General features: G+C 59.3%; 27 protein-coding genes and 2 pseudogenes. 14 read left to right on the forward strand and 15 right to left on the reverse strand.

Annotated features, from left to right (window positions below; all coding sequences use genetic code 11):
• The 3 genes and pseudogenes from NKH90_RS31340 to NKH90_RS31350 all read left to right on the forward strand — a co-directional run.
• Positions 1 to 551, forward strand: a pseudogene (locus NKH90_RS31340) (transposase); the annotation flags it as partial.
• Positions 552 to 1,067: 516 nt separating this feature from the next.
• Positions 1,068 to 2,720 carry an MFS transporter gene (locus tag NKH90_RS31345; RefSeq protein WP_031195547.1) on the forward strand — a complete coding sequence of 551 codons (1,653 nt, stop codon included), beginning with the start codon at positions 1,068 to 1,070 and terminating at the stop codon, positions 2,718 to 2,720.
• A 40-nt stretch (positions 2,721 to 2,760) separates the two neighbouring features.
• Positions 2,761 to 3,009: a DUF982 domain-containing protein gene (locus NKH90_RS31350; RefSeq protein WP_352453430.1), complete on the forward strand. Its 249-nt coding sequence runs from the start codon at positions 2,761 to 2,763 to the stop codon at positions 3,007 to 3,009.
• 105 nt (positions 3,010 to 3,114) lie between these two features.
• On the opposite strand, the gene NKH90_RS31355 is transcribed toward NKH90_RS31350, so the two are convergent.
• From NKH90_RS31355 to NKH90_RS31410, 12 genes are all read right to left on the reverse strand, one after another.
• Positions 3,115 to 5,265: a type IV secretory system conjugative DNA transfer family protein gene (locus NKH90_RS31355; protein WP_352823037.1), complete on the reverse strand. Its 2,151-nt coding sequence runs from the start codon at positions 5,263 to 5,265 to the stop codon at positions 3,115 to 3,117.
• 12 nt (positions 5,266 to 5,277) lie between these two features.
• On the reverse strand, positions 5,278 to 6,303 hold the full coding sequence (virB11, locus tag NKH90_RS31360; RefSeq protein WP_502898891.1) for a P-type DNA transfer ATPase VirB11: 1,026 nt from the start codon (positions 6,301 to 6,303) through the stop codon (positions 5,278 to 5,280).
• Positions 6,300 to 7,763 (reverse strand): type IV secretion system protein VirB10, encoded by a 1,464-nt coding sequence (gene virB10, locus NKH90_RS31365; RefSeq protein WP_352453433.1) that lies wholly within the window; start codon positions 7,761 to 7,763, stop codon positions 6,300 to 6,302. The genes virB11 and virB10 overlap by 4 nt, the downstream gene beginning before the upstream one ends.
• Positions 7,763 to 8,560: a TrbG/VirB9 family P-type conjugative transfer protein gene (locus NKH90_RS31370; RefSeq protein WP_352453434.1), complete on the reverse strand. Its 798-nt coding sequence runs from the start codon at positions 8,558 to 8,560 to the stop codon at positions 7,763 to 7,765. The genes virB10 and NKH90_RS31370 overlap by 1 nt, the downstream gene beginning before the upstream one ends.
• Positions 8,557 to 9,276 (reverse strand): VirB8 family type IV secretion system protein, encoded by a 720-nt coding sequence (locus NKH90_RS31375; protein ID WP_352453435.1) that lies wholly within the window; start codon positions 9,274 to 9,276, stop codon positions 8,557 to 8,559. Before NKH90_RS31375 ends, NKH90_RS31370 begins: the two co-directional genes overlap by 4 nt.
• 66 nt (positions 9,277 to 9,342) lie before the next feature.
• A complete protein-coding gene (locus NKH90_RS31380; RefSeq protein ID WP_352496344.1) occupies positions 9,343 to 10,386 on the reverse strand; it encodes a TrbL/VirB6 family protein in 1,044 nt (347 codons plus the stop codon).
• A gap of 183 nt (positions 10,387 to 10,569) precedes the next feature.
• Positions 10,570 to 11,304, reverse strand: a complete 735-nt coding sequence (locus NKH90_RS31385; RefSeq protein WP_352453437.1) for a type IV secretion system protein — start codon at positions 11,302 to 11,304, stop codon at positions 10,570 to 10,572.
• A gap of 9 nt (positions 11,305 to 11,313) precedes the next feature.
• Entirely contained in the window at positions 11,314 to 12,471 is a 1,158-nt protein-coding gene (locus NKH90_RS31390) for a transglycosylase SLT domain-containing protein (RefSeq protein WP_352453438.1), read from the reverse strand.
• Complete coding sequence (locus NKH90_RS31395; protein ID WP_352823045.1) at positions 12,455 to 14,857, reverse strand: VirB4 family type IV secretion/conjugal transfer ATPase; 2,403 nt, start codon at positions 14,855 to 14,857, stop codon at positions 12,455 to 12,457. Before NKH90_RS31395 ends, NKH90_RS31390 begins: the two co-directional genes overlap by 17 nt.
• Positions 14,854 to 15,147 carry a VirB3 family type IV secretion system protein gene (locus NKH90_RS31400; RefSeq protein ID WP_352453440.1) on the reverse strand — a complete coding sequence of 98 codons (294 nt, stop codon included), beginning with the start codon at positions 15,145 to 15,147 and terminating at the stop codon, positions 14,854 to 14,856. Before NKH90_RS31400 ends, NKH90_RS31395 begins: the two co-directional genes overlap by 4 nt.
• Positions 15,148 to 15,150: 3 nt before the next feature.
• Positions 15,151 to 15,465 (reverse strand): TrbC/VirB2 family type IV secretion system protein, encoded by a 315-nt coding sequence (locus NKH90_RS31405; protein WP_352453441.1) that lies wholly within the window; start codon positions 15,463 to 15,465, stop codon positions 15,151 to 15,153.
• 12 nt (positions 15,466 to 15,477) lie between these two features.
• Complete coding sequence (locus tag NKH90_RS31410; protein WP_352823050.1) at positions 15,478 to 16,125, reverse strand: lytic transglycosylase domain-containing protein; 648 nt, start codon at positions 16,123 to 16,125, stop codon at positions 15,478 to 15,480.
• A gap of 88 nt (positions 16,126 to 16,213) precedes the next feature.
• Between NKH90_RS31410 and NKH90_RS31415 the strand changes: the two genes are divergently transcribed.
• The 3 genes from NKH90_RS31415 to NKH90_RS31425 are packed head-to-tail and all read left to right on the forward strand — an operon-like array spanning position 16,214 to position 17,522.
• Complete coding sequence (locus NKH90_RS31415) at positions 16,214 to 16,816, forward strand: hypothetical protein (RefSeq protein ID WP_352453443.1); 603 nt, start codon at positions 16,214 to 16,216, stop codon at positions 16,814 to 16,816.
• A complete protein-coding gene (locus tag NKH90_RS31420; RefSeq protein ID WP_352453444.1) occupies positions 16,813 to 17,361 on the forward strand; it encodes a thermonuclease family protein in 549 nt (182 codons plus the stop codon). The genes NKH90_RS31415 and NKH90_RS31420 overlap by 4 nt, the downstream gene beginning before the upstream one ends.
• Positions 17,358 to 17,522 (forward strand): hypothetical protein, encoded by a 165-nt coding sequence (locus NKH90_RS31425; protein WP_352453445.1) that lies wholly within the window; start codon positions 17,358 to 17,360, stop codon positions 17,520 to 17,522. The genes NKH90_RS31420 and NKH90_RS31425 overlap by 4 nt, the downstream gene beginning before the upstream one ends.
• Here NKH90_RS31425 and NKH90_RS31430 read toward each other — a convergent pair.
• Positions 17,519 to 17,869 (reverse strand): hypothetical protein, encoded by a 351-nt coding sequence (locus NKH90_RS31430; protein WP_352496339.1) that lies wholly within the window; start codon positions 17,867 to 17,869, stop codon positions 17,519 to 17,521. The two genes, NKH90_RS31425 and NKH90_RS31430, sit on opposite strands and share 4 nt — an antisense overlap.
• 133 nt (positions 17,870 to 18,002) lie before the next feature.
• Here NKH90_RS31430 and NKH90_RS31435 point away from each other — a divergent pair, with 133 nt between their 5' ends.
• Genes NKH90_RS31435 through NKH90_RS31450 form a run of 4 tightly spaced genes read left to right on the forward strand, consistent with a single transcriptional unit; the run spans position 18,003 to position 21,186 of the window.
• On the forward strand, positions 18,003 to 18,632 hold the full coding sequence (locus NKH90_RS31435) for a response regulator (RefSeq protein ID WP_352453447.1): 630 nt from the start codon (positions 18,003 to 18,005) through the stop codon (positions 18,630 to 18,632).
• A gap of 4 nt (positions 18,633 to 18,636) precedes the next feature.
• Entirely contained in the window at positions 18,637 to 19,338 is a 702-nt protein-coding gene (locus NKH90_RS31440; RefSeq protein ID WP_352453448.1) for an FkbM family methyltransferase, read from the forward strand.
• Entirely contained in the window at positions 19,328 to 19,873 is a 546-nt protein-coding gene (locus NKH90_RS31445) for a putative pterin-binding protein (protein ID WP_352453449.1), read from the forward strand. The genes NKH90_RS31440 and NKH90_RS31445 overlap by 11 nt, the downstream gene beginning before the upstream one ends.
• Positions 19,870 to 21,186: a sensor histidine kinase gene (locus NKH90_RS31450; protein ID WP_352823057.1), complete on the forward strand. Its 1,317-nt coding sequence runs from the start codon at positions 19,870 to 19,872 to the stop codon at positions 21,184 to 21,186. The genes NKH90_RS31445 and NKH90_RS31450 overlap by 4 nt, the downstream gene beginning before the upstream one ends.
• A 111-nt stretch (positions 21,187 to 21,297) precedes the next feature.
• On the opposite strand, the gene NKH90_RS31455 is transcribed toward NKH90_RS31450, so the two are convergent.
• Positions 21,298 to 21,870 carry a helix-turn-helix domain-containing protein gene (locus NKH90_RS31455; RefSeq protein WP_352453451.1) on the reverse strand — a complete coding sequence of 191 codons (573 nt, stop codon included), beginning with the start codon at positions 21,868 to 21,870 and terminating at the stop codon, positions 21,298 to 21,300.
• A gap of 96 nt (positions 21,871 to 21,966) precedes the next feature.
• Between NKH90_RS31455 and NKH90_RS31460 the strand changes: the two genes are divergently transcribed.
• Both NKH90_RS31460 and NKH90_RS31465 read left to right on the forward strand, forming a co-directional pair.
• Positions 21,967 to 22,569 carry a hypothetical protein gene (locus tag NKH90_RS31460; protein ID WP_352496338.1) on the forward strand — a complete coding sequence of 201 codons (603 nt, stop codon included), beginning with the start codon at positions 21,967 to 21,969 and terminating at the stop codon, positions 22,567 to 22,569.
• Positions 22,570 to 22,694: 125 nt separating this feature from the next.
• Positions 22,695 to 23,153: a hypothetical protein gene (locus tag NKH90_RS31465; protein WP_031195338.1), complete on the forward strand. Its 459-nt coding sequence runs from the start codon at positions 22,695 to 22,697 to the stop codon at positions 23,151 to 23,153.
• A 66-nt stretch (positions 23,154 to 23,219) separates the two neighbouring features.
• Here the strand turns inward: NKH90_RS31465 and NKH90_RS31470 are convergent, their stop codons facing one another.
• Positions 23,220 to 23,345 carry a hypothetical protein gene (locus tag NKH90_RS31470; protein WP_023722890.1) on the reverse strand — a complete coding sequence of 42 codons (126 nt, stop codon included), beginning with the start codon at positions 23,343 to 23,345 and terminating at the stop codon, positions 23,220 to 23,222.
• A 382-nt stretch (positions 23,346 to 23,727) separates the two neighbouring features.
• Between NKH90_RS31470 and NKH90_RS34945 the strand changes: the two genes are divergently transcribed.
• Both NKH90_RS34945 and NKH90_RS31480 read left to right on the forward strand, forming a co-directional pair.
• The gene (locus tag NKH90_RS34945; protein WP_502898892.1) at positions 23,728 to 24,198 is read left to right on the forward strand and encodes a hypothetical protein; all 471 of its coding nucleotides are present in this window, start codon (positions 23,728 to 23,730) and stop codon (positions 24,196 to 24,198) included.
• Positions 24,199 to 24,347: 149 nt separating this feature from the next.
• Positions 24,348 to 24,540, forward strand: a pseudogene (locus NKH90_RS31480) (FMN reductase); the annotation flags it as partial.

A 24,540-nucleotide genomic window follows, 5' to 3' on the forward strand; every position in this document is an offset into this window, starting at 1 on the left:
CAAGCATGTCGCGGATCTGGAGGCCAGCACGACGGCGCGCTTCGAAGCGTCGGCCAAGACAGGCAAGGTCCGCAGGTTCAAGGAGTTCGTTGGCCGCTAGTTGGAGCCGCGTCGAGCGCATCATCGCGCGGGTCGAGGTCGGCGCCCAAGGTGGCGATATCCGCTTCGTCGTCACCAACCTTGCCGGTGGGAAGGCCAAGGCGCTCTACGAGGATGTCTACTGCCGGCGCGGCGCGGCCGAGAACCACATCAAGTCGTGGAAGACGCATCTTGCCGCCGACCGAACGTCCTGCACAAGAGCGACGGCCAACCAGTTCCGGCTATTCCTGCATGCCGGTGCTTACTGGTTGATGTGGGGCTTGCGGGCCGCGATGCCGAGGCGCTCGAGCTTTGCCGTCGCCCAATTCGACACGCTGCGATTGCGCCTCATCAAAATCGCTGCGCGGGTGGTCGAGATGAAATCGCAAATCCGCCTGCACCTGCCGACATCGTGCCCCGACCAGCGCATCCTGCGCATCGTCCTCGATCGCATCCCCCAACTCGCGACATAACGATGGGGGCAGACGCCCCGAAACGAACCCGTCGACCGCAACCTGCAAACCCCCGCCTGCCATCACGACGGAGCAATCCCGGCGCCTGACGAGGCGCGTGGAAAAGCACCGCAACGGCGACCACAACGTCGCTTCAGGCCGTCAAAAGCTTATCGCCGTGCATCAAGGCGGCTAGGTAGGTGTGGCCCGGCTTCGTTGAATCCGCTGCGGGCCAGCTCTCTGATAGAAATCGGCGCCGTCGTCCCAGGCTTTCCATGGGCATCGTTTCCCGCGCGGAATGAAGGTCTCCTTCCCGAAGGCGGCAATTCCTAACTCGGTGCGATGCCCGATTTGCGGTCAGGCTGCATCCGCCTTTTCTTCCAGACCAAGTAATCGCTTCGGCCAGAGCGCCGGCGGTGTAGAATTGTCTTGCGCTATCCCTAGCAAATGCGCTCATGCTGCTATTCCTCCACGGGCACCTGCGCCGGGAGGGCACCTCTAAACGCGACCGATAGACCGAGGGGAGGGCTCAACCCAATGAGCAGGGTGGCGCCCGCAGATGCGACTCCAGCTTCGTCGGCGACATTTGCGCCGCTCGAGAATGCAACTTTCCGATCGATCTGGCTTGCTACGCAGGTGTCCAGCTTTGGCTGGCTAATTCAAACTGTCGCCATCAGTTGGCTGATGGCGACCATTTCGACTTCCGACGTGATGGTCGCCTTGGTGCAGGCTTCGACGACGTTGCCTACATTCATCCTGTCGATCATCGCCGGAGCCCTGGCTGATAATTTCAGCCGCCGCAACCTGATGTTCGCTGGCTGGTCCGTGATAGCGCTGTCCTCGGCGATGCTGACGGTTCTTGCAGGCTTGGGAATTTTCAATCCATGGATGGTTCTTGCATTCAGCTGTTTGGCCGGAGCGGGCGCCGCTTTCACCGATCCCGCTTGGCACGCGTCGGTCGGCGACATCTTACGAAAACGCGAAGTTCCAGCCGCGGTTACGCTCATCTCGGTTGGATATAACGCTGTTCGAAGCGTCGGTCCGGCGCTTGGTGGCATTGTCGTTGCCTCCTTTGGACCTTTGACAGCTTTCGCTGTGGCGACGCTGACCTATCTAGCGCTGCTGTGGACCATAGGGCGCCGCAAATGGGATGTTCGCTCGTCCCCCCTCCCGCGCGAGCCATTGACCACGGCCATTCATGACGGAGCGCGCTTCACGGCGCTATCGGCGGAGATCAAGGCGGCAATCGCGCGTGGCGCGCTTTTTGGCCTGACCAGCATCTCCATACTCGCGCTCCTGCCTGTCGTTGCCCGCGATCAATTAGGCGGAGGACCGATCGTTTATGGCATCCTGATGGCTGGCTTCGGGACCGGCGCCTTGTGCGTCGGCATCTGCAACAATGTTTTGAGACGGTCGCTCTCCCAGGAGCGACTGACAATACTGGCATGCATTGCTTGCGCGGCGTGTTGTTTATCTCTTGCTCTCACGTCTTCAGTGGCAGTGGCGGCTATTGCGCTGGCGCTCGGCGGCGCGGGATGGGTTGTCACCTGGACGGGGCTCGACGTAAGCGTTCAATTGGCAAGCCCAAGGTGGGTCGTTGGTCGCACGCTCTCGATCTATTATGCCCTTTCGTCGGGTGGTATCGCGGCCGGCAGTTGGCTGTGGGGTACGGTGGCTGAGAACTATTCGCTTGCCTCAGCCCTGGAGATTTCAGCTGCTGCGCTACTGATGGTCGCGGCCACCGGGTTCCTGTTGCCGATCCGTCAATGGCAAGACTCCGATCAGGATCCTTTTGGCTTCGAGACACCGCAACTCGCTCTCGACCTGAAGCCGAGAAGCGGCCCGATCGTCATCAAGATCGAGTACTCAATACCGGAGGCAAACGTCGAAGCTTTCCTCGATCAGATGCAGGAACGACGGCGAGTGCAAAGCCGTGTCGGCGCCAGGCACTGGAACCTCCAGCGCGATCTTCAGGATTCCTCGCTTTGGACAGAAACCTTCCGCACGCCGACCTGGATGGACTATCTGCGCCTTAACCATCGCCTCACAGCGGCGGACAAGGAATTGGACCAACGTCTGCTCGAATTGAACATGGGTGGAAACCCACCTCTTACTAAACTTTCGATTGAGCGGCCGACCGGGGCAACCCGCAAGCGGGATCAACCGACGCGATTTTTCTTCCGCCGGTGATCGCAGGCTGTTGTTAATAGAGCTTCAAGGGTGAGGGTAGATGACCGGCTTGGTAAGATTTGAGAGGCCAGTTGTGATTCAGATTGGCCGCTATACAGAACGCACCGTGTTCGATGTTAATGATGCGGCCTCCATCCTGCTGCGGGATCTTGCTGGTCGTCAGACGGAGAAGCACAGGGCAGCTATGGACGCCTGTCTGAAGGTTATACGAGGTGAGCTTCATCCACCCGCCGCCCGCAGGGCTTTCGTCGCGGTCGCGCGCGAAGCAAAGATTCTACGCTGCGATTGACTGGAGTGCTCAAGCGGCACCGCCCGGCAACTGGCGGCTGATACGGAAGGCCTGAGGCATGACGTTGCCGCTCTTCTATCTGACACGAGCAGGGCGCAGCAGTTCCTACCCGTCGACTACATCGGGCAAGGTGTCTTCGACGACGCTCAAATTTCGGTCGAAAGCTTCTTTGTCGGATGCGTGGGCCCGGAGAGAGCGCACATTGTTCAGGATCGCCGCCACCGCCGCTTCTTTATCGGGTGCTATCCTTGTCGTGACCGCTTTAGCCGCCAACGCGGAAAAATCTATGGCTGCATAAACTGGTACGGCTACAGCGTCTGTTGATTTCAGCCGTTCTTTTACGATTGCGCGCCGGCCCTGCGGCAGAGCCATACGACCCGCTTTTGCGGCAAATGTCGCGCCGCGCCGCAGGCGCGTCTGCAAGAGGCCTGAGCGGTACGCCGGTGCTTTCGGCACAATAGTTGGGAGCGCAGTAGATTGAACCGCCGCAGAGGAGTCCAACGCACGGCTTTTCGTGCGCGAAGCGTCGGTATAGGCGGGCAGGGGCATGAACGCGCGTTTGGCGAGCTGGCCGTCGGCGAAATAGAAATTGCGCGTGCCGAGGATTGGCAGTTCGCCACGCGGCAAAATGATGACCTTGTTCTTGTCGAGCGTGCGGATTTCATCCGGCCGCATCAGGGGCCGCCGCACTTCCTTTCGGTGGACCGAGCGCGTGTAATAAGTGTCGAACAACGTTGCCTTGGTGCGCGTCACGTCCTTTTGCACGTCCGACGTTTCGCCGAGTTGCTCGGAAACGTAGCGCAGATCGTCAGCGTCCTGCGCACCGAAAAAGATCTGCACGCGAGCGGCGTTGATGAGTGTCTTGCGCCCCTCCTGGCGATAGATCTCGTCTACAGCCTTCAGCGACTGTACGAAAAACCACATCGAAACACCGTTGCCGCCGAGCACGCTCGCCATTTCGGTCACGTTCTCGAGCTTGCCGAGGTTCTGGAACTCGTCGAGCAGCACAAGTACCGGATGCTCGCCGGGCTGCGGCAGACTTTCCGACATGAAGTTCATCATCTGCGTAATCAGGACGTTGAACAACGGTCCAAGCGACGTAATCTGCTCGCGCCGCACGTCGAGATAAAGAGAGATCCGGTCGCGCTTGAGCTTGCGAATATCGAACGTGCTGCGCGACGTAGCTCGCATTAGGCGCTCGTTGAGAAAGGGGGCCATGCCGGTGCGGACGCCGGCGTAGATTCCGGAAAACTGCCGCTCAGACATCTCAAAATATGGCAGCAAGGTTTGCAGCGTGAAATGCGAGCATTCGCGGCGGCGTTCCTCGCGCAGCGAGCCGATGAATTCCAGGAGCGGCTGCTCGGCGCCGTTCATGATCTCGAGGATTGTGGCAAAGGTCTTCTTCTCGTTCGGGATCGCTGGCGATTCCATGACGAAGGACGCTATGCCGGTAAAAAGGAGGCGGGCGTCATTAGCCCAATACGGGTCTGAATTTGAGGGCGGTCGCGGAAACAGCGCCGCAGCGATATTGCGAAGGTCAATGTCGCGCTGCGCCGAATCCAGTGAAATAAAGTCCATGGGATTGTAGCATGCGGTGTTGCCGTCGGGATCAGCTGGCGCGAAACGCACCACGCGGCTCATGGTTGAACGGTAGCCGGCGGTGGCCGCATAGGTCTCGCCACGCAGGTCGAGGACCACGAACGAATGCGGCCAGGTCAGGGCGTTCGGGATGATGAGAGAAGTGCCTTTACCGGAGCGCGGCGGCCCTATGACGAATCCGCCGACATCATCGCCATCAATCCACAATTTCTTGCCGCCGATCAGCCTGCGCTGCATCAAGCGGATCTTGCCGGAGCGCTGATCGCGGCCGGGCGACAGAATTCCGGTAAGCCTGCCGCCGGCTCGACCGATGAAGACGCCGCCAACTTTCGTCAGGCCGGTTTTCGATACGTCGCTCATCGTCATGAAGCGAGAATCATTGCGCTTTCTCGGACGCATGAGAAACAAGCTGACCAGTGGCAAGAGAAACCCTAATGCTCCCGCGGCAACGGCGTATTGTACCCGGCCAAAATTCCTCGCTATCGTATCCGCCCAGGCCAGACGAACGACCGGCAAGGGATTGGCGTTCAACTGGTCGAACAGGACGTGGGAGCCAGTCCTGAACCAATCTGTCGCGGCATAGGCGACCGTGAAGGCCAGGGCGCCCAGGGCCATCGCCATGAGCACCATGAAAATTGCTGTTGCGATTTTCTGCATGGATAGACCCCGCTAGATCGTCTCCGCCTTGGTGAACTTGATCTCGCTGATGCCGCGCCGTCCGCCTTCGGTGCGGACCATCTGGACGACCACCGGAATGACCTCGCGCAGGTAGTCGAGGATTTCGCCTCGTGAGAGGCCCGAGCTGCCCTGCATGACCATCAGCGCCAGCCGCTCGTAGGCGGACCGGGCGGAATTGGCATGAACGGTCGTGAGCGAACCGGGATGGCCGGTGTTGATCGCCTGGAGGAATGCGAAGGTTTCAGCGCCGCGCAATTCCCCCAAAAGCAGACGGTCGGGTCGCATGCGAAGCGAGGCTTCGAGCAGCTGTTGGGCGGAGACTTTGGCAAGCCCCTGGTCGCCCTTCGGGGCTATCAAGGTGACGTTGTTGGGAGCCGGCAGCCTCAGTTCGCGGGTGTCTTCGATCGTGATGATCCGCTCATGGGCCGGAATCTCCTTCAAGAGCGCATTCAAGAACGTCGTCTTGCCGGTCGACGTGCCGCCAGAAACGACGATCGAGACACGGTTGCGCACCGCATATTGCAGGAAGTCCATCGGCGAGGTGTCGTGCAACATCTCGACAAGTCGTTTTTCTTCGGTTGACAGCGCCAGGCCGCTGCCCATCGCAGTGTTCTCGAATGCGCCAAGATCCTTGTAGGCAGCAAGGCTCATATCCATGATGACCTGCTTGCGGATCGAGATCGCCCCGCCTTCGGGAGCCGCCGGCGGCAAGATGCATTGGATGCGCTCGCCTGAGGGTAAGGCGGCCGACAGGACCGGTTTTTCTTCGTTGATGACCTGATTTGTCGCCGAGGCGACGCCGGTCGAGATATGCCTAATCCAGCCGGGCGTGACTTCGCGCTTGACGACGTGCTCCATTTCCTTGGCGCCGAGGCGTTCGATGAACAATTCACCCGGCCTGTTGATTGCAATCTCGGAAACGGAATCTTCGTTCAAGTAGGACCATATTGGCTCCAGATGAGCCCGCAGGACCGGGGCTCTCGCCCAAGGGTCGGGGAGGGGATGGACGGCATTCATTTCACCGGGCTCCCATAGCCGGGATAAAAATGATCCTTTGGCGTCGCGTAGAGAGGCGTCGGATCGATCGCCGTCTTCGGCGGCCCACCGGCCTTCAGGCGTGCAACTTCTTCCTGGACGGGATCGGCGTATAGGTCCGAGAAATCGAGATCTCGCCGCACCAGCACGACGACCGATGTGCCCTGGTCGACGTAGACTGTCGGGCCAATGTTCTGCGTGTCGCGAAACGCCTCTTGCGCGAGTTGCTGCAAGGCGGTCGATGACTTATCAAACGCGATGCTGCGGGCGTCGCGCTGCGAGCCATTGCCACCATAAGTTACGGTCGTGGTCTCACCTGTTACGGGATCGATTGTCGACACCTGGCGCTGTTGGCCATCTTGCCCGCTATCGCCAAGCGAGGACAGATATTCAGAGACTCCGCCAACGACGGAAAGCATGATGGCGTTGCCGTACCGTGCAACCCAGTGCGTATCGACACGGCCGCCCATGCCGCCGCGGCCGAGCGCGTCGGCACCAGGCGATTTGATGTCGACGGAAATGCCATCCGAGCGGATTACCCTGCTCCAGACGATGAAAACACGCTTTTGACCACGCGCAAGCCCCGAGCGGTATTCTCCGGTCAGGCGCGAGCCCTTCGGAATGAGGATCCGCCTGCCGTCGAGAGAGAAGACATCCTCACGCACAACAGCGCGCACCGCGCCGGGAAGGTCAGTGTTGATCGCGGTTTCCAAATAGCCGCGAATGATCGTGCCTTCAGGGATCAACGCATCGGTGCGTCGGAAGACCCTGGCTTTGACGATGCCGGAAGAACTTGCCTCAGACTGCGCCAGGAATGCCTTGTTGGGATCACTGTCGGCGCCGGGGACCGGAATGATCTGACCGTCGGGCGCGATCTCGACCTGCGCCGCCTGGGCGCCGGCATCCGTCGAGCCGGTTTGATCATTCGTCACCATCTGGTTCGAGCGCAGGCGTTCCCACACCGCTTTTTCGCGCTCGGCGGCCTCTGCGTTACGGCGAGCCTCTTCCTCTGCCGCGGCCTTGCGGCGGGCTTCTTCCGCCTCGGCCTTGCGGCGAGCCTCCTCTGCCGCCATTTGCGCCTCCAGCGCGCGCCGCTGCGCGTCAAGGTCGGCACCCTCCTGCACGGTCTGATCGACATTGGCAGCCTGTTGCGCGCCGCTCTGGTCGGCGGCCGGTGGCGGCACCACGATCTGCTCGATGGTGCCGTCGGCAGGTTGAGGCGGGTCGTTCAACGCCGGCGGGCGGAATTCGGGCGGATTGAAGTTTTCCTCGCCATCGCTGCTAACATCACGCGATACCGGCTCCCGGGGCCAGTTAAGCCATATCAGCGCGCCTACCAACACTACGCCGAGGCCGACCAGGGCGATCCTGGTGCCCACGCCCGCACCGCGGCGCGCGAGCGTCGGGCTGCCGTCCAGTTGGTTATAATCGATCTGGGTCATCACCGCCCTCCGCTGGATCCGAACAGGGTGGAACCGCCTGTCAGTTTCGTTGGACCGTAGACTTGCTCGACCGGATCGATGGCGTTGGGTCGCGCCCGGTTGTAGAGGCAGAGCGTCTTGCCATCGGCCCGCAAGGTGAATTGCTGCGCGACCTTGTCGATGACTGTGTATTTGCCCTGCGTGCGAACGTTGACCAGCGACTCATTGCGCTTGTCGTCGACAACGAAGATCGCCGGAATATCGTCCTTGAACTCCAGAAACACCTTGGTGCCGTCGTCGAATACGGTGCGCGGCTTCAAGCTGTCGTCACCCTTGTAGGCATAGTCGTAATTGAGATCGGCATAGTTCAGGTCCTTCAAATCCGGATCGGCGGCGCTCTCTTTGGCCTGTGAGAGCAGGCGCGCGTTGATATCCTCGTCCGGGTATTTGAACCGGACCTGGAACGATGCCCGGTCACGGCTATTGTCGGTTGCCTGCAGCAGCAAGGAATAGACGCGCCGGTTGGTGACCACGTTGACGTTGGTCCACGCATCGCGCTCCAGCGGCTTTACGAACAGAAATCGCGATCCGCGTTTGGGGATGATCGACCAGCCTTTCGTGTCGCCAGCCGACACGGTTTCGATGACTTCTGTCGGGCTGAGCTCGACCATCGTGGAAATGCCAAGGGCGGCGCGCACCGACGTCACGTCGTCGTTGTTGAAGGTGACATATCGGATCCGGCCGTCGCGTGCGGCCGCGCCGTGCATCGTGCCGAGCAGAAGGGTGGCCGACAGGGCGAGGCTCACGCGCCATCTCATTGCAGGCTCCCCGCGGCCGGCGCCGATTCCTGGTCGCGGCGGTAATCCGTAACCTGAAATCCCAACGGGTTGTCGAAACGCCATTCGTTCTTGAGCGGCGTTGAGGTGTAGCGGAATTTTATGACCGCCACCCAATTGTCGGCGGTGGACGAGTTGTCCCGCCGCGTCGTCGTGGCAAAGCGCACCGAGGCTGTATTGCGATTGAGCAGGGAAACTGACTTGATCTCGACCGAGACAGTGACATTGCGGCCAAAAATCTTGTCCAGCGAGTGCGGATTTGCAGGCGTGAAAAGCCATGTCAAATCCTTGGACGCGGCGTCGGTCGAATAGAGCTGTGCCAGGTCGTAATTCTGTTTCAGTTCTCGCGAATCGTAGGTTTCGCGGGCCCTGATGTAACGCACAAGATTGGCCGCCGTGACGGCCTCGTTCTGCGATAAATCTCCAGGCTTCAGCGCGCGCATGATCTCGAGGTAGCCCGTCGATTTGTCGACCTCGACAACGTACGGTTCGAACTGCCGGAGTGGCAGGATCAGCACGAGCGCCAGCAGCGACAGCACCGCAACCAGTCCCGAAATGCCGCTGACGATCCAGGCCAATGTACGCGATCGACGCATTGACCTGTGCGTGTCGTCTTCCCAAGTCGCGCCCGCCCTGTAATAGCGCTTGTCGACGAGTTCGCTGCTGCGGTCAGCAGCTGCTTCTACTGGATTTGACAATTTACCATTGCCTCGTTTGCGCGACACATCCTGATCCAGGCCGCGATCGGTGATCGTTCTTGTGTTCTAGGCCAGAGGCCTGGAGTTATCGCGCGCACCTTGCTGGATGGCGGACCGGGTTGCGGCATCCGCCCTAGCTGCTCGCGAAGATCGAAAACTGTTTGCCGCGAGCTGCCGGGCCCCCCGAGCGGCGCGGCCGGCGGCCCATCGCGCGCCGGAATAGCGCACAGCGTTTCTGCCGAAGTTTCTATACGGGTTGTATGCGCCCACGGTGCTGAGATATCCGCCGCCATTCAGGATCGAAGCAATCGACGGTATCTGCATGAGAACGTAGATCCCGATGATCGTCACCAGCACCAAGGGCAGCACCAGCGACATTTTGCTGTCCATGGTCGCTCCGCCGGACGTGGCGGTGTTCAGCGCCGCGTTGACGAGCGAGAAGTAGAAGCCGAGAAAGCCGTAAATCAGGATTTGCTGGATCATCAGAAAGGTGGTCAGCGAAAGGAAGCCTTCGCTCATGCGCGAGGACCAGCGGTAAAGCCAAAGAATGATCCATATCGGCGCCAAGGCCAGCGTAATGAACAACATCACCTTGGCGGCGATGATCGCCGCAATGGCGAGTGCTGCGAAGATGATGGCAGACAGCAGGACGAGCAGCGACAAGAGCGCGCCAAAAATGTCATAGAAGGATCCGCTGTAGACCTGATTGGCTACGTCCTGCGCCCCTTGGTAGAGGTTGTCGATCAGCGCTGGAATTGCTGCCTGGTCGCTAAGCTGATTGCCGGTGGCCCGCGACACGGCGCCGACGATTACCTTACCGACCTCATCTGGAATGGTTTGAACAAGCTGGTATATCGTCGCGGAAAACGTGCCCCATCCGGTCAGCAGCAGATAGATGATGACGGCGCGGCCCAGGCGATAGGCCGCTTCGATTGGCGAAATCGACTCTCGCCCGCTCAGGATCGAATAGCCCCACCACGCGATATAGAGGGTCAGCATCAGGGTGAAGACGTTGCCCATCGCATTGCCCAACTGCATATAGACGGTGCGAACGAAGTCCTCGCCGATGTTGTCAATGCCACCAAGGATGCTTGCGGCGAGACCGTTCATGGATCCTCGTCAATGATGCTGGCGAACGGCGTTGAATTGACCGGCTTCAGCGCGCCGCATTCGTCGGCGTGGGTATACGACAAAGCCCCGCACGGCGCTTTCAGTTCGCGATTTGCGCATCCAAAAAGCCCTGCGCCGAGCCCAATCACAACGCATATGCGCAGGACTCGCCGCGACAAGCGCTCAGCCTCCGCTCTTGCCGAATTCCGCGAACGGATTGACGGTGCGCGGTGTCATCATCTTCTGCACCTGGCTCTGGCGAAGAAGATCTCCCTTCAGCTTCTCATTAAGGGCAGCGACCGCGCCGTTCTGGACGCCGATCAGTTCGTTGACGGCGCGCGCGTTTTCCAGCTGCATTCGTGTGTTCTGGTCCACCGAACCCTTGACGTCCTGCGACTGCCCGATCTGCCCGCTCGCTGACTGCAGAGACTGTTGGCGCTGGGTAACGCCCTGCGAAGCCTGCGAGGTCAATGCGCTTAGCAGCGAGGCCACATTGACGCTGCCGCCATAGGCGGTGTTGACGGCGCTGGTCTCCTTGCCGGCAATCTGCTGGAGCTGCTTCACCAGTTGTAGGCCATTGATGACCGCGCCGGCGATTTTCTGGATTTCGGGCGACAGGCCACCAAACGAAAGCGCACCGCCGTTCAGGATCGATCCGAACGACGGCGCCTGGGCAATCGACATGTTGCCGCCGAGGCCCATTTGTCCGATGCCAAGCGAACCGTCACGACTGCCGCTGAGAGCCTGCAGGATCTCCTCGCTCTTTTTCAGAATATCCTTGTTGGAGTCCATGATGGAGTTGGTGTTCTCCGCATTCTTGCGGGCGACATCGAGATTGGCGCCATCAATGACGGCAATCTGTGCGTGGGCCGTGCTTGCCCAAAGCGCCAGACTGGCGGCAATCGCGAATTTCTTCATGTCAGCCTCCTATTGCTGTAGCGAATCGATCACGCTGGCAGCGCCAGCAGGGTCAGTGGTGATGATCATCGAGCGGCTGTCGGCTGAGCTTGTTCCCGCGTTCTCAACCGCGCATGGTGGCCATCGGCCGCGATCGATCTTCAACCGTTCCAGTTCCGCGGGATCACAAGAGAACGGGTTTGGAGAGCCGCTCTTCGGCCGTTGCACCAGCTTGGACGACTGCGATGCCTGAACGTTCTGCAACGAGAGAAGTTGGGCCAGCAACGCCGTGAAATCCCCCGCCTGGGCGAGGTACTGGTTGGTGACATCGGCGTTGATCCCACGAGCCGACGAGTTCAGCTCCCAGGCGTCCTTGTATTCGGTCACCTGGCCAACGTTGCCCGCTAGCGCGTCGATTGCCGCATTGTTGGCGCCCATCTGCGATGAGCTTGCATCAAGGCCGCCAGCCGCCTTCCTGACCGTGCCTATGGCCGCGTCCTGGGCAAAGCCGCCTGCGCCGTCGGCCGTTACGATCGAGAAGGGTGGTGGCGCGGCGGCCGGAGCGTTGCCGCTCGACACATAGTCGTTGAAGTAGCTGTTCCAGCGGCCGACACCGCCGGCCCATTGGTTTTGCTCGCCTGCGTTCGATCCGTTGTAGAAGGAAGCGAGACAGCTGTAATTCGTCGCTCCGCATTGCTTCACGCCCATTCCGAGATATTTGACACCGCCTTCGACATTCTGCTCGTTCACGTCGCGGTCAAGTCCCATGGACTTGCCGGTGCCCTTGGTCAGCTGCATGACGCCTTTGACGCCGGTGTGGCTCCCGGCGCATGTGTCGAAGCGCGATTCCTGATAGGCAACGGAAAGCGCCAGGCCTTCGGGAACGCCGTATTTTTGCGCATAGTAGCGGATTAGCTTTACGTTGCCCGCGTCGCGCTGCAATGCGTCGGCCGGCGACCGGCGAAACATCTGTGAGCGGTATTTGTTCGAATAAGTGCAGACGACGCTTTTCTTCTTGTCGGTTTCGTCGTTCTTGGCTTCATCCGACTTCTTGCTGTGCTGCTCGTCCTCCTGCCGTTTGTCGAGGGTTTGCCCGTCGATCACCGCGATCTGAGCGATAGCCACGCTCATGCTTTCCGCCGTCGCGAGAGCCACGGCCAGACAAGCGCTGCTAAGCCGCTTCGTCATGCTCGTTCTCCCATCCGCAGAAGTATGGCAGCCACATTTCCGGCTCGTCGCCGAAGGTCTCCCGCAGCCGTGCGCATTCCTTGCTGTTGGCTTCGTTCGAGGACAAGACCTTGATAAGATCGGGCATCGCCGACAAATCGAGCTTGGCGACGATCGAGTCGCTGTCGTGCTTGACGAGGAAGGTGCGTGTTTCCTTCGCGGTTCGGCGCACGAACTCGAATTCCTTCGCTGTCAGCGAGAAGCGCTCCATGTAGGACTCCTTGCTCGCCTTCGGGTTGGGGAAGAAAATGTTGGTCTTCGTTTGCTCGATCAGCGACGACGAGATGGAGGAACTGACGACGTCTTCCGCCGTCTGCGTGCCAAAGCCGACCACGCCGTTGCGGCGACGAATGGTCTTCAGCGTCTCGTTGATGAAAGCGGCGAAAACCTCGTCGTCCAGCAGCTTCCAGCCTTCATCGAGGAAGAGCATGATCGGCGAGCCATCGATGACTTCCTCAAGGCGGTGGAAGATGTAGAGCAACGCCGCCGAGCGCAGCTTTCTGTCGCCCAGGATCCTGGTCATGTCGAAGCCGACGACGGGTTTCGAGAAATCGATGAGATCGACGGGATTGTTGAAAAGCCAGCCTTTGTCCTTCGGGTCGAGCCAGGGCTGTATCCGCGCCGCCAGATCGTTCATGCCAGGCATGAGGGAGCCGCGCAGCACTTCCGGCAGCAGGTCGAAGGTCCGCTGTTCACGCGGGACCTTGTAGATCATGTCGACGGCTGCATTGATGACGCGCATCTCCGCCACGTCCAGCGCGCCGCCTTCCGGCGTTAGAATGTAGATGAGCAGATCTTCCAGGAAAGAACGGTTTTCTGCGGTGTCCTCGAGCTGCAATGGCGCGAACCCGGTGGGCTGAGAAGGCTCCATCACCTCGTAGCGGCCGCCGAGCGCCCGAACAAAAATCTCAGCGCCGCGCACATAGTCGAAATAAACACATCGCGGCCTCGGCATGATGCGCATGGCCTGCGCCATCAGGAAGGACAGCACCACGGTCTTGCCCGAACCAGTCGGGCCGAACACCGTGAAGTGCCCGACATCGTGAACGTGGAAATTGAAGTAATAGGCCGTCTGGCTGGTCGTTTCGAGCAAAGCGATAGGGCGTTTCCAATGCAGCCGCTCACGTTGGCCGGACGGGAAATTGTGTCCTGAGAAAAGGCCGGCGAAGTTAAGCGACGAGATCAACGCACGTCGCGCGATGTAGCTGAAATTTCCCGGCAGCTGCGCCCAAAAGGCGAGTTCCGTGTTCAGTGTCTCGCGGACCGGCACGATCGACATGCGCGAAAGTTCGGCCGTAATGTCGGATAGCGCACGGTTGAGCCCAGTCATGTCCGATGCCAAGGCCATGACGCTCATGTGATGTTGTCCGAAGACGACTTCGCCACCGGCCAGCTTGTCGGCGCCGTCGTGGACGGACTCCTCGACCGTCGTGCCCGCCTCGTCCGATCCCTCAACCTGGTTCGCGATGGTGTTGATCCTGCGCATCGCCGTGACACGGTCTTCGATCGCAAAACTCTGCGTCAGGACAAACTCATGCGGCAGGCGCAAGAGACCGTCCAATGAGCCCGGCGCGGTGAACGGTGGGTATTCCTTGATCGACACCATGGCGCCGAGCTTGCCAGCGTCCGGTCCGCGAAGTTCCAGCGCGGACTTGCCGAAAAACAGCTGCCGCGTCGCCAGCACATCGCCAAGGCTCATGCGCGGCAAAGGCATTTCCACATCGACGCCGCCGGCGAGGATCTTCGCCAAAAATTCCGCCGGCTCGGAAAAGAAGCTGTCGCGGCGCTTCACGACACCGAGAAGACGCGCACCATAAGCGGTAAAATCCTTGACGACGCCGTCGAGAACGTCATGCAGTTCGGCCATCGCCTCTTCGCGGGTTTCTTCGCCTGCGGTAGTGATGCGGAACGCGTTAAGTGCCTTGTCCACCCAGCCGACACGGCCGACCATCGGCCGGCGTATGACCGCCAGATACGCCTCGTTGACGAAAAGGTTTTTCGCCCCAAGCTCATCCATGTAGCGGGCGTCGAGCTCGGCCGCGAAAGGATTGTCAAAATCGCCTTCGATCTCCGGCGTCACGTGGCGGCGGATGATGGTAGTGTAGACCGCAAAGCGAGACGTCGAGAGATTGCGAAACGTGGTGTTGCGGTTGAACAGGCGGCTGTTCAACTCGGCCTGGTCCATCGTCTGGAAGGGCAGGCCACTGAGCTGGATGACGCCGACCAGAAAGCCGCTCTTCGTCACGATCAGGTTGTCATCGACATGGCGAAGGTAGGGGACGTGCATCGCCGCGGGCTTTTCACGCCGGCGCTCACGGCCAAATTTAAGATCAGCATCGAGGCTCATGGGGAATAGCTCCTCGCGCCCCAAAAAGTTAGGTTCGCCACCGCTCCGCGTTTGGAGATGCGCCGTTCGTAAATATGAAACATGTAGGGGTCGCGCTGGCACAAATATGCGCTGACCAGATGCACCACCCCGAACACGCCAAGGCCGAGCATGAAGCTGCTCGTGGCGATAAAGCCGACCACCGCCAGGATGCCGTTCAGCGCGAAAACCTCATAGCGCACGCCCCATTTCATCGGGGGGCGTGTCAGTGGCAAGCTGACCGGCTCGACATAGACCTCCTCGTCGTCCATGTCTCAGCTGCCCCCGGCGGTCGCGCGAACCGCATCCACAAGCTGGGCGGCGCCGAAGATCAGAGCGATGCCAATGATGATGGAAAAAGCCATCATCCACGCCAGGCGGCCCGTCATGGCGAGGAAGCCGAGAAAACAGACCGCGATGATGGCGAATGAGCGCGCTATGTTGCCCTGCAGAACTCCGACGAACCATTCCAGCACATTTTCCACTGGTGCCGCCGACTGGGCGTGTGCAGTGGCTGGCGCGAGAGCTATTCCGACCGCTGAGGCCAAGGCCAGTTTCAGGGCAAATTTGCCCGCTTTTCTGTATTCCACCCTTGGCTCCTTTCAGTTGCCGAAATCCATGACATGACCGTCCTGCCAAGCGTCCTCGCTTGCTGGCGGAGCGGCCGCGAGCGTTTCGGATTTGGCCAGGGCAGACTTCTTCACGACACCGCCGAACTTCCAGCGGTTCAGTATTTTCACGATGTATTCTGCAGTTTCCGGATTCACCGGAATGCCCTGCGCCTTGTAGACGCTGTTGGGCCCGGCGTTGTAAGCCGCCAGCATCAGCAGCGGATCCTGGAACTCGTCATAAAGTGACTTCAGATAACGGAGGCCAGCCCGGACATTTGCCTCTATGTCGCAACGGTCGCTCACGCCGAGATCGGCCGCCGTGCCTGGCATCAGCTGCATGATCCCTAGGGCTCCGGCCTTCGACGGACCCTGACTGGCGCCGAGATCGCTTTCGGCCCATGCAATTGCCTCGGCCAGATCGGCGTCGAACCCTTCCTCTTGCGCGATTGAACGCACAAGTTGGGAGACCTCAGCACGATTTCCGGTCGTACACGCCCCCGGCCTTTGCGCCCCGACCGCGGCAACGGCTTGCACCGGTGTTGCAAAGGCAACGCGGTCTGATGCCAGGTCCTGGCCGTGCGCATTGAACGGCATCGTGGCGCCACACAGGGTGAGCAGGAGAGCGAATCGAGCGTTCATAGTGTCGCCAAAATTTAACACTTTACTATGGCTACACGCAGCCCTAGTAAAGTGTCAACACTGTATGTAATCGCAAGGACGGATTTCGATGAGACAGACGGCCCTTTGCATGGTTTTGCTGCTTCAGGGCACCGCGGCTTATGCTGCCGGCGCCGACGCCCCGAGTGCCTTTGCCCAGCCGTCGGAGCACTACCTGCTCCAGTTTGCCAAGCCGGGCGAGAAGGTGTTCGTCTATGAACGCTATGATGCAAAAGGCGCGCTCTTTCAGCGCGATGCGGCCGCCCTTATCTCGCCGGTTAAGGTGCCGTCGGCGACCGAGCGCGTCATCAACGGCGTGACGTATCGACTGCGCGGCCTCGCGGCCTGCCCAAAACCGAAGATTACCTACAAGACGCAGCAATGGGACTGCACGGAGGCCGCGCGGGACTATGAAGGGGCAATCTACAACGATCGTGCATCTGTCGTGCTTTGCAAAACACTTGTGCTGCAAAGCAGGAAGGGTGAACCCGATGCGGTGTCATGTTTCTCGCTCGTGGGTGCGGGCAATGCAAACGACCCGTACAACGTCGCCTACGACGATGACGAAATGGTTTTTTTCGACATGGCGGCAATCGGACGTAACAAGGACGGCAAGTCGCTGCGCCCCGATCTCGAGCATTCCGCCGACCTCGGTGGACAGTTCCAGGAATGAAGCAGGCGAGCTTCGCAGTGCTGGCCGCATTTGGTTTGTGCGCTTCGGCCCAGGCCCAGGAGGCATCCGAGTCTGCCGTGCCAACGCCCTTCGCGGTATCGAAATCGGCTCAACTGCTGACCGGAGATACCTGGCGTGACGGAGATCACCTTTTCCGCCTCTATGGCGTCCAGTCATGTCTTCGAGGCACGTCAGCTGAAGAGCCAAATGGTAACAAAATCGATTGCGGGAACACCTCGCTGGCGCACCTGGCTGCCCTGTTCGATAGCGCCGCGGTTACATGCCAGCCAATCGGCTATGCCCTCGACAAGGCGGTTTTTGTCGTGTGCGGTGCGCAGCTCAATGGCGAAACAATCGACGTTGGCACAGCGCTCATAGCGACCGGATACGCGTTTGCCGCAACGACAGCAAAGGGCAAAGCCGTCAATGAGAACTACCTCGTCGCGGAAATCAACGCTAAGATGAAACGTGCAGGTTTGTGGGGCACGACGTTTGAGCATCCTGTGCAACTGCTGCTGAGCCAAGTATCGAAGAGACAACAATGAAGCATGACGATGAAGCGCACAGATATTATTATCCCGTCGAAGGACGCGGTGACGGTGCTATTGGTGGAGCCGCTGCATTCATCGCGATCATATTGGTGCCGGCAGGACTCTATGCGGCCTGGAATACCGTGGTCTCATGGATTTCGACGATCTTTTCTTAGGGCTGCAGTTTCGTGAAGGAACCGAGCAACGCGCGCCAATCGTCGACATCAATCTCGCACCAGCCATGAGCCGTCAGCCGTTGGAAGTAAGCAGCCTTCATTTTCATTTCCGCGATAGTGGCTACTGGAGCAGTGGCAGCACGCCTTCGCACAGCGGCCTCCTCCGCCATGGCCGCGTCCAGTCTCTCACCCAGCACGATCGCGTCCGGCCCTTCGGCCCCCATCCATCGCTTGCCGATAAGTTCAAGCGTGGCGACGCTTTGACGATGTTCCGCAATCAGTTTCGCGACGCCTTCAGCCGCTGCCATCTTTCCATCGCTGCAGACCTGTTGAAGAGGCATCGTCATCGCCCTAGCGTTCTTCGGTTACATACTGGTACCTCTCGAAATGAGGAAAAAGGGGCGACACCATCCCTTTTTTGAAGCGACGAATTCTGCGAGATAGGGGCGGGGGGCGCCTGCGTAAAGGAACTGGCTTCCGATGTTTCGTGCCCTGGTGGTCGAAGACCAGACACTAATGCGTCTGGCACTGATGAACGAAGTGCAAGCGAGCTTCGAAAAATGCGTCGTCCTGGGTGCTGAGACGCTGACGATCGCCACTGCCGAGCTTCAAAACAATTATTTTGATCTGGTCGTCATCGATCCTGGCTTGCCTGGCTTTGATCCCACCTCACAGGGGGATCGCGTCGCAGTCGTTGACAAGATCATCGAGGCTTCACCCAGTGCAATTCATATTGTCATCACCGGTTCCGATAACCGTTGCGAGGCAGATGGCTTTCGGCAAATTGGCGCTGCCGCTTATCTCGGCAAGACCGGTCTTGCGCCCGGCGTGTTCAGCGACGTGCTGGACGATATTTCCACCAAGGGGTTCTCCTTGCGCCTTTCGCGGGTTGTCATGACCAAACCCGATTACCGATTTTCAGCCCTTACACCGCGCGAGCAGGAGGCCATCGACATGATGGCGCACCGTGCACCCGGCGTGAAACGCACGGAGATCTTTTCTCTCATGGCCGATCGCCTTGCCATTGAGCCCGGCTCGGCCGAGAAATACTACAAGCAGGCTCGCGCCAAGCTCATGCGGCAAGGCCATCGGCTCCCGCGGGGGCTGTGAGCCAATGGCGCCCATGATCGTCCATGGAATCAAGGTTCCTGTCGCACCACAGGATGTTTCGCCGGTTATCTGGCGAGCGCTTCAAAGCCAGAGCTATGAGGCTAAGGAGGCGAAGTGGATCTTCAGGGCGGTCAAGGCGCGCGATCGCGTACTGGAGCTAGGGTCGGGTATCGGCATCATCACCGCACTGATCGCGAAAATCCCCGGCGTTCAGGTATGGGCTTTTGAAGCAAATCCCGCAACGGCGGAGCTAGCGAAACGCGTGATAGCGGCGAACGATCTCGACAATGTCACATATTCCCAGGGTATCCTCACAGCCGGCCCGCCGCGGTCCTTCACCTTCTACGTTCGCCGCGACCTTTGGATGTCTTCCACGGACAAAGACCAAGGACCCTACGAGCGCGAACTTTCGATCGTCTCGGCCGACGTCGATCGTTTCATCACCGATCATCGAATAAACGCCCTCGTCATGGACATTGAAGGTGCTGAGAAAGAACTTCTGCAGGATGCCGAGCTGCCCGGGGTCGAGCGCATCTTTCTTGAGCTGCACGACCATCTCTATGGCCTTGACGGCATCCGAGACATCACGCTTGCACTGGCAGAAAAGGGATTTGCCTACGATCCGCGGGGCTCCCGAGGACCTTGCGTGCTCTTCGCCAAGAACGATGGACCCCGCGAATACGAGGATGTGGAAGATGTTGCGTAATGCTCTCGCCGTTATATTTGCCGTGGCCCTTCCGCTCGCCAGCGCCGCCGAGGAAATTCCGCTCGATCCCAACGAAGTGTCGGTTCAAGACGCCAGCGGCAAGACTGTCGCCGTTTTTTCAGTAAAGCAGCTGCGGGCAGACTTTCCACAACAGACCTATGACACGCGTACGCCTTGGACGAGCGACAACGAGAAAATCGAATATCGTGGGCCGCTGCTTGCAAATGTGCTTGCCAAGGCCGGAGTCACCGCCGTGCAGGAGGTCAAAGTTGTCGCCTATGACAACTTCGTTTCCGACATTCATATGGACGAAATCCGGTCTTATAATCCGATCCTGGCGATCGAACGTCGTTGCAACGAGAGTGACAAGGCCGGCTCGCATTGCCCGCCGGGCCAGGATTTCCGCCCGATCAGCATGGTAGAGAAAGGCCCCATCTTCATTGTTTGGCCCTTCGACCAATTGCCTGTTTCATATGTTCCCGCAAGAAACTCGATCTGGGTGTTTTTCCCAGTTATCCTGCGCGCCACGCAATGAAGTTCTTAAACGGCCGTTTGCTCACTGTTCTGCCGTATCTCGGTATGGCTGCAGCGCTTGGGCTGAGTGCGTGGACATTCATGCAATCGAACCGCTACCGTCAGGAGACGGATGCCATCCTCAATCAGACTTTCGAGATTCAGTGGCGCGCGGCACAGATTCGCGAGCGCCTTATACGAGTCTATGGCTATCTTCGCATTGCCGACGAGACGGGCAAGCTTGATGCGGACATCGATCGACAAATGGCGTTGGTGAACGTCAACGTCGCGCAGTTGGAAAACCTGCCCTATCTGAACCGCTTTTTTCCCGACCACGATGCCGAACTCCTGGGCCGAATTGGCCTAACCCTCGAACAGAAAATTGCCCCTCTTGTGTCAGCGCGTACAAACTACACCCAAGCCATTGCCGACATGGCCAAGCTGGAACAGTCAATTTACGAGATTTCCAGCTCTACCGTTGATCACAGTGCCACCTTGCAGCAGACCGCCAGCATCGACATTGCGGCCTCGCGCAACTGGTTCACCTTTGCCATCGCACTTGGCCTGGGTGCCACCTTTTATCTCGTTATCCATCAGCGCTATGCTTTGGCCAATCGCCGTGACCAGCATATGCGCTCGTTCGCTTCGCTCTTTGCGCATATGACCCGATCGCGGGTTACAGCCTTGAGGCTGTTCCTTGAGCACGCACAACCAGACAAGCAACCGAGCGGCGAAATGCTTGAGGCTGCGCGCAGTGCTGCTACTGAACTGGAATCGATCACCAACAGTGTCCTTCAGATCGCCTATGCGCCACAGGATTCCAGCACCGTGGCGCTCGGCCCACTCCTCGAGGATCTCGCGCACGATCGCAGCAGTTTGGTGCAAGTTTTCGTCGATCCTAAAGCACGTCTGCAACCTGTTCCGGCGACGCCGTTACGGTTGGTCGTTAATGAGCTGATAGAAAACGCTCTTGCCGCTCTATCCGGCACCAGAGACGCCCCAATTCTCATCTCCGCGACAGTCAAGCGACGTCCCTTCCTCCTGCGCAATTACCTCGTACTAGATGTGGCGGACAACGGCGCAGGCATGTCGCCTGCAATCGTTGTGAAGGCAACTACACCTTTCTTTTCAACGCGAGCTGGAAATCATACTGGCCTTGGACTGACCGCATGTTCCCAGATGGTCTCGACGCTGAAAGGAAGGCTCATCATCAACAGCGCTCCCGGTGCCGGCACAACCGTAGAGATCAGGATTCCGGTGCATTCGACTGCCGCCACGTCATGGCAGTCGTTCCTCAGGCGCGGGCGAAAAAAGGTACACACGTGGCGCGCCTAATTGTCAGCTCTGCTCCATTTTCACCTGAATTGCACCGGTATGCGCTATTACGGCGAAAACCTGCCAGGCATTCTGTCTAGCGCAGCTTAGACGGATGATGACGCTGGAAGTTCACGGCACTCTGAAATGAGAACCTACGCCTCCGGGTGCGTCAGAAACAGGTGGATCAGCTGACGGCGGGACCTTATCGGAAAAGAGGAAGGTCGCTGGATCAAGTTTCAACGCCTTGGCGATCGCGGCAATCGTGTCGACGCTGATATTGCCGCTTGCGCGTTCCAATTTCATGAATGTCGCCTCCGCCACGCCGATGAGCTCGGCCATCTCATAGCGGAGCAAAGTGCGTCGTTTTCGCTCAATGTCGATGATGTGCGCCAGACGCTTGCGGATCGCATTTTCGTCCAACTGATGCGCCCATTGGGTAAGTTTTTTTCCGCCCGCGAGCAGGTCTGCAACTGACACATGCAAGCCGCTTGCCATGATTTGCAACGTGGTCAGGGTGACATTGTTTTTCTGTCGCACGGTCTGGATGTAGGTTCGATACGCCAGTTTTTCGCCCTCGGCGGTCCGAAACAGCTCGGCCATGTGCATGTGGGATAGGCCACGTCTGGCTCTCTCCCGCTCGAGCGCCAGAGCAATGTTGGCGCGCAACGGGTTATTGACCAGGCCCGCGTCGTCTCGTTTCATAAATCGATGTAGTCGCACAACCTGCCTTCTCGATCTGTCCTTTTTCGCGCGGATGATCCATAGTAAAGTATCAGAAACCGCAGCGAGGAAAAGGCTATGATCGTACTGAAATATCTCTTGGTGGGTGCCGCCGCCGTCGCGGGCGCCGCGGCTCTTCCATCCCAATCACAGGCATCGGAATGGGGCTGTCAGGTCCTCCTCTGCCTGTCCGGTGACTGGCAGGGCACTCCTTCTTGCCACCCGCCAACCTACAAGTTGATTGCGGCGATGAAAGCGCCGGGTTTTAACTGGCCGACCTGTCCACAAGCCAACTCCAGCGCCGCGAGATTCGAGAAGTATGAGGATTGTCCAGCTGGCTGGCAAGCAGCTGGCAGCTACGACTCCGATCGGCCAGGAATGATGCAAGAACGGAACATCTGTCGTATCAGCTCCGACAGGCTCACGCTGCCCGTCACTTTCACGAATAGTCGTCTCGGCCAAGACCATGACAACGGATCTCGACAGGCCCAGATCGAAATCAACGGTAGGTTGGTGACGGCAAAAATCCAGATCACGGGCAACGATAGAGGGCATTCCCTTGGTAATGGCCCCACCTACTACACCATCTCTCGGCCGGTGCGCGGAAAGCCCTGGTTCATCGAGTATGACGACGCGAACGGCATGCGCCAGAAAAGCTGGTTCAATCTCAACATGCCATAAGCCAGGCGATCACGCAGGATGAGTCGCCATGAGGATCACAAGGCGTGTCTGTCCGGTTCATTCACCCCGACGCCAGCGATAGCTTCGAGACAGCAATACGGTACTGGATCAGGGAAGGGTAATAAGTGTTGAAGGCGCTGCTCCTGTCGACTGCGATAATGGGCCCATGGGCAGGCTTGGCGGTGGCTAGCCAGAGCGAGAAGCCGCGATCGAGCGCGGACAATCCGATGTGGCCCGCTTCACTGAAATGGGACTGCAAGACCGCCGCCAAAATCGTGTGTGAGCGTGACGGCAGTTGCACAGTGGCCGAGGACCATACTAGGTTTGTGCTGAACTATGGCAGCAACGAAGCTGAGTTCCCGGCCAGCAATGTCAGGATCAAACGGCACTATCAACAGACCGTGCAGGCAAGCCCTTTGCAGCAGGAAGTTAAAGTCGAACTGGCTGACAATCGCGTTCTTTGGCTGACGGCCGTGGATGCCAGCCGCACTTATTCGGAAGCCTGGGTCGGCGCAATGAGCGAGTTGAAGGGCGGCGCGGTACTCATGGAATCCGAGGGCGTCTATTGTATGCCGCACAAGTGAGTGAGCCGAGAGGGAAGGCGAGCGAAAACCGATATGTTCTGACCTCGGGCGCCAGCCACCGGCGTTTCAGAAAAGTCCGGCATAACCGTCTTCCCGGTCTAGTTTCATCAGACGATCAGCCGTCGACTCCTGCGCAGCGGCGTCCTGACCCATCACGGCCAGCGCAGCGAACAGCCCAACAGATTTCCTCATCCAAGTCCCCTCACGCCAAGGACCAAGAACGTTTTGCCTTGCCTGACGAGAGCTGGGTGAGGATGGTCAGGAGGTCTTGCATGACTAACCTGTCAACAATGAAACGAACGTTCCATGGCACGGTGCTCGAGCGCATCGTGGTGGTGGGGCTGGGCGGCCTGCCCCTGACCGCAACGATCGACAATCTGCCGGAAGCGTATCCGGGCGGACAAGTCGCGCGAGGCGGGCGCCTGGGCCTGCTCGGCAATCGCGACATCATGGATACGCCGTTCAACCTAGGCAGCTACACGGCGCAAACGATCGAGGATCAGGGCGCACGCAGGGTGGACGACGTGATGATCAATGATCCTTGGTACGGAGCACCCATTCAACCGGCGGGATATTGGATTCCTTCTACATTCGCGGCTTTCCGATCAATGAAGGAAATTTTGGCGAGGTCGCGTTCGATGGTGTGTTCGGGGTCGCGCCGACCTATCGCTTGTTCACCGATTATATCGAGCGATCGAGGTTCTCAAAGGACCGGTGGCGCTCCTTTATGGCATCGCGCCGAACAGCAGTCTCGGGGGGTACGACCAATATCATCCCCAGCGCGCGGGCCGAGGTCGATCTGACACGGTCGAGCCCCCAGGGCGGCGGGCATCTCGATGTGAGCGGGTGTTTCGGCGCCGAGCGGCAGTTCGGGGCCCGATTCAACGGCAGCTATCACGGCGGCGACGCCGATCAACGACCAAAAGCGCGACGTGCCGGTGGTGACAATCTGCGGCGCGGGCCGCACCGGGCAACGGAGCGCCGATCGCCACGATCAAGCCTGGCCGGTCTGCCCTCGCGGTTTGCCGCCAATCGGATGTTATAGCTAATGCTAATGACGCGTCAGCACGCCGATTTTCTCACCGGTCCGGGAAAATCGGAAGATAATTCCTTATCTCTATAGATTTCGTCGAATATCGTCCGATCCCGACTTGGTAAGCGGCCATCCCCTTGGTGGAACAGGAGATCGACGAAGTGGCAAGAATTTCGGTTCTCGGCATATCGGGTGGCGTAAGCACGCCATCGCGCACGACTGCGGTGGTGAGCGCACTGGTCAAGGCGATCGCGCAGCGCACCCCGGCGGACACCGGCCTGATCGAAATCACCGAGGCGGCGCCTTCGATTTTCGCCGGGCTGTCTCGTCGTGCGCTCGGCGCGTCTGGCGAAG

This window comes from Mesorhizobium sp. M0898 (genome assembly GCF_040319695.1).
Classification (GTDB): Bacteria; Pseudomonadota; Alphaproteobacteria; order Rhizobiales; family Rhizobiaceae; genus Mesorhizobium.

Coding starts and splice junctions, on each gene's coding strand:
- NKH90_RS31345 (WP_031195547.1), top strand. CDS start 1,068: ATGAGCAGGGTGGCGCCCGCAGATGCGACTCCAGCTTCGTCGGCGACA.
- NKH90_RS31350 (WP_352453430.1), top strand. CDS start 2,761: ATGACCGGCTTGGTAAGATTTGAGAGGCCAGTTGTGATTCAGATTGGC.
- NKH90_RS31355 (WP_352823037.1), bottom strand. CDS start 5,265: ATGCAGAAAATCGCAACAGCAATTTTCATGGTGCTCATGGCGATGGCC.
- virB11 (WP_502898891.1), bottom strand. CDS start 6,303: ATGAATGCCGTCCATCCCCTCCCCGACCCTTGGGCGAGAGCCCCGGTC.
- virB10 (WP_352453433.1), bottom strand. CDS start 7,763: ATGACCCAGATCGATTATAACCAACTGGACGGCAGCCCGACGCTCGCG.
- NKH90_RS31370 (WP_352453434.1), bottom strand. CDS start 8,560: ATGAGATGGCGCGTGAGCCTCGCCCTGTCGGCCACCCTTCTGCTCGGC.
- NKH90_RS31380 (WP_352496344.1), bottom strand. CDS start 10,386: ATGAACGGTCTCGCCGCAAGCATCCTTGGTGGCATTGACAACATCGGC.
- NKH90_RS31385 (WP_352453437.1), bottom strand. CDS start 11,304: ATGAAGAAATTCGCGATTGCCGCCAGTCTGGCGCTTTGGGCAAGCACG.
- NKH90_RS31390 (WP_352453438.1), bottom strand. CDS start 12,471: ATGACGAAGCGGCTTAGCAGCGCTTGTCTGGCCGTGGCTCTCGCGACG.
- NKH90_RS31395 (WP_352823045.1), bottom strand. CDS start 14,857: ATGAGCCTCGATGCTGATCTTAAATTTGGCCGTGAGCGCCGGCGTGAA.
- NKH90_RS31400 (WP_352453440.1), bottom strand. CDS start 15,147: ATGGACGACGAGGAGGTCTATGTCGAGCCGGTCAGCTTGCCACTGACA.
- NKH90_RS31410 (WP_352823050.1), bottom strand. CDS start 16,125: ATGAACGCTCGATTCGCTCTCCTGCTCACCCTGTGTGGCGCCACGATG.
- NKH90_RS31415 (WP_352453443.1), top strand. CDS start 16,214: ATGAGACAGACGGCCCTTTGCATGGTTTTGCTGCTTCAGGGCACCGCG.
- NKH90_RS31420 (WP_352453444.1), top strand. CDS start 16,813: ATGAAGCAGGCGAGCTTCGCAGTGCTGGCCGCATTTGGTTTGTGCGCT.
- NKH90_RS31425 (WP_352453445.1), top strand. CDS start 17,358: ATGAAGCATGACGATGAAGCGCACAGATATTATTATCCCGTCGAAGGA.
- NKH90_RS31430 (WP_352496339.1), bottom strand. CDS start 17,869: ATGACGATGCCTCTTCAACAGGTCTGCAGCGATGGAAAGATGGCAGCG.
- NKH90_RS31435 (WP_352453447.1), top strand. CDS start 18,003: ATGTTTCGTGCCCTGGTGGTCGAAGACCAGACACTAATGCGTCTGGCA.
- NKH90_RS31440 (WP_352453448.1), top strand. CDS start 18,637: ATGGCGCCCATGATCGTCCATGGAATCAAGGTTCCTGTCGCACCACAG.
- NKH90_RS31445 (WP_352453449.1), top strand. CDS start 19,328: ATGTTGCGTAATGCTCTCGCCGTTATATTTGCCGTGGCCCTTCCGCTC.
- NKH90_RS31450 (WP_352823057.1), top strand. CDS start 19,870: ATGAAGTTCTTAAACGGCCGTTTGCTCACTGTTCTGCCGTATCTCGGT.
- NKH90_RS31455 (WP_352453451.1), bottom strand. CDS start 21,870: ATGAAACGAGACGACGCGGGCCTGGTCAATAACCCGTTGCGCGCCAAC.
- NKH90_RS31460 (WP_352496338.1), top strand. CDS start 21,967: ATGATCGTACTGAAATATCTCTTGGTGGGTGCCGCCGCCGTCGCGGGC.
- NKH90_RS31470 (WP_023722890.1), bottom strand. CDS start 23,345: ATGAGGAAATCTGTTGGGCTGTTCGCTGCGCTGGCCGTGATGGGTCAG.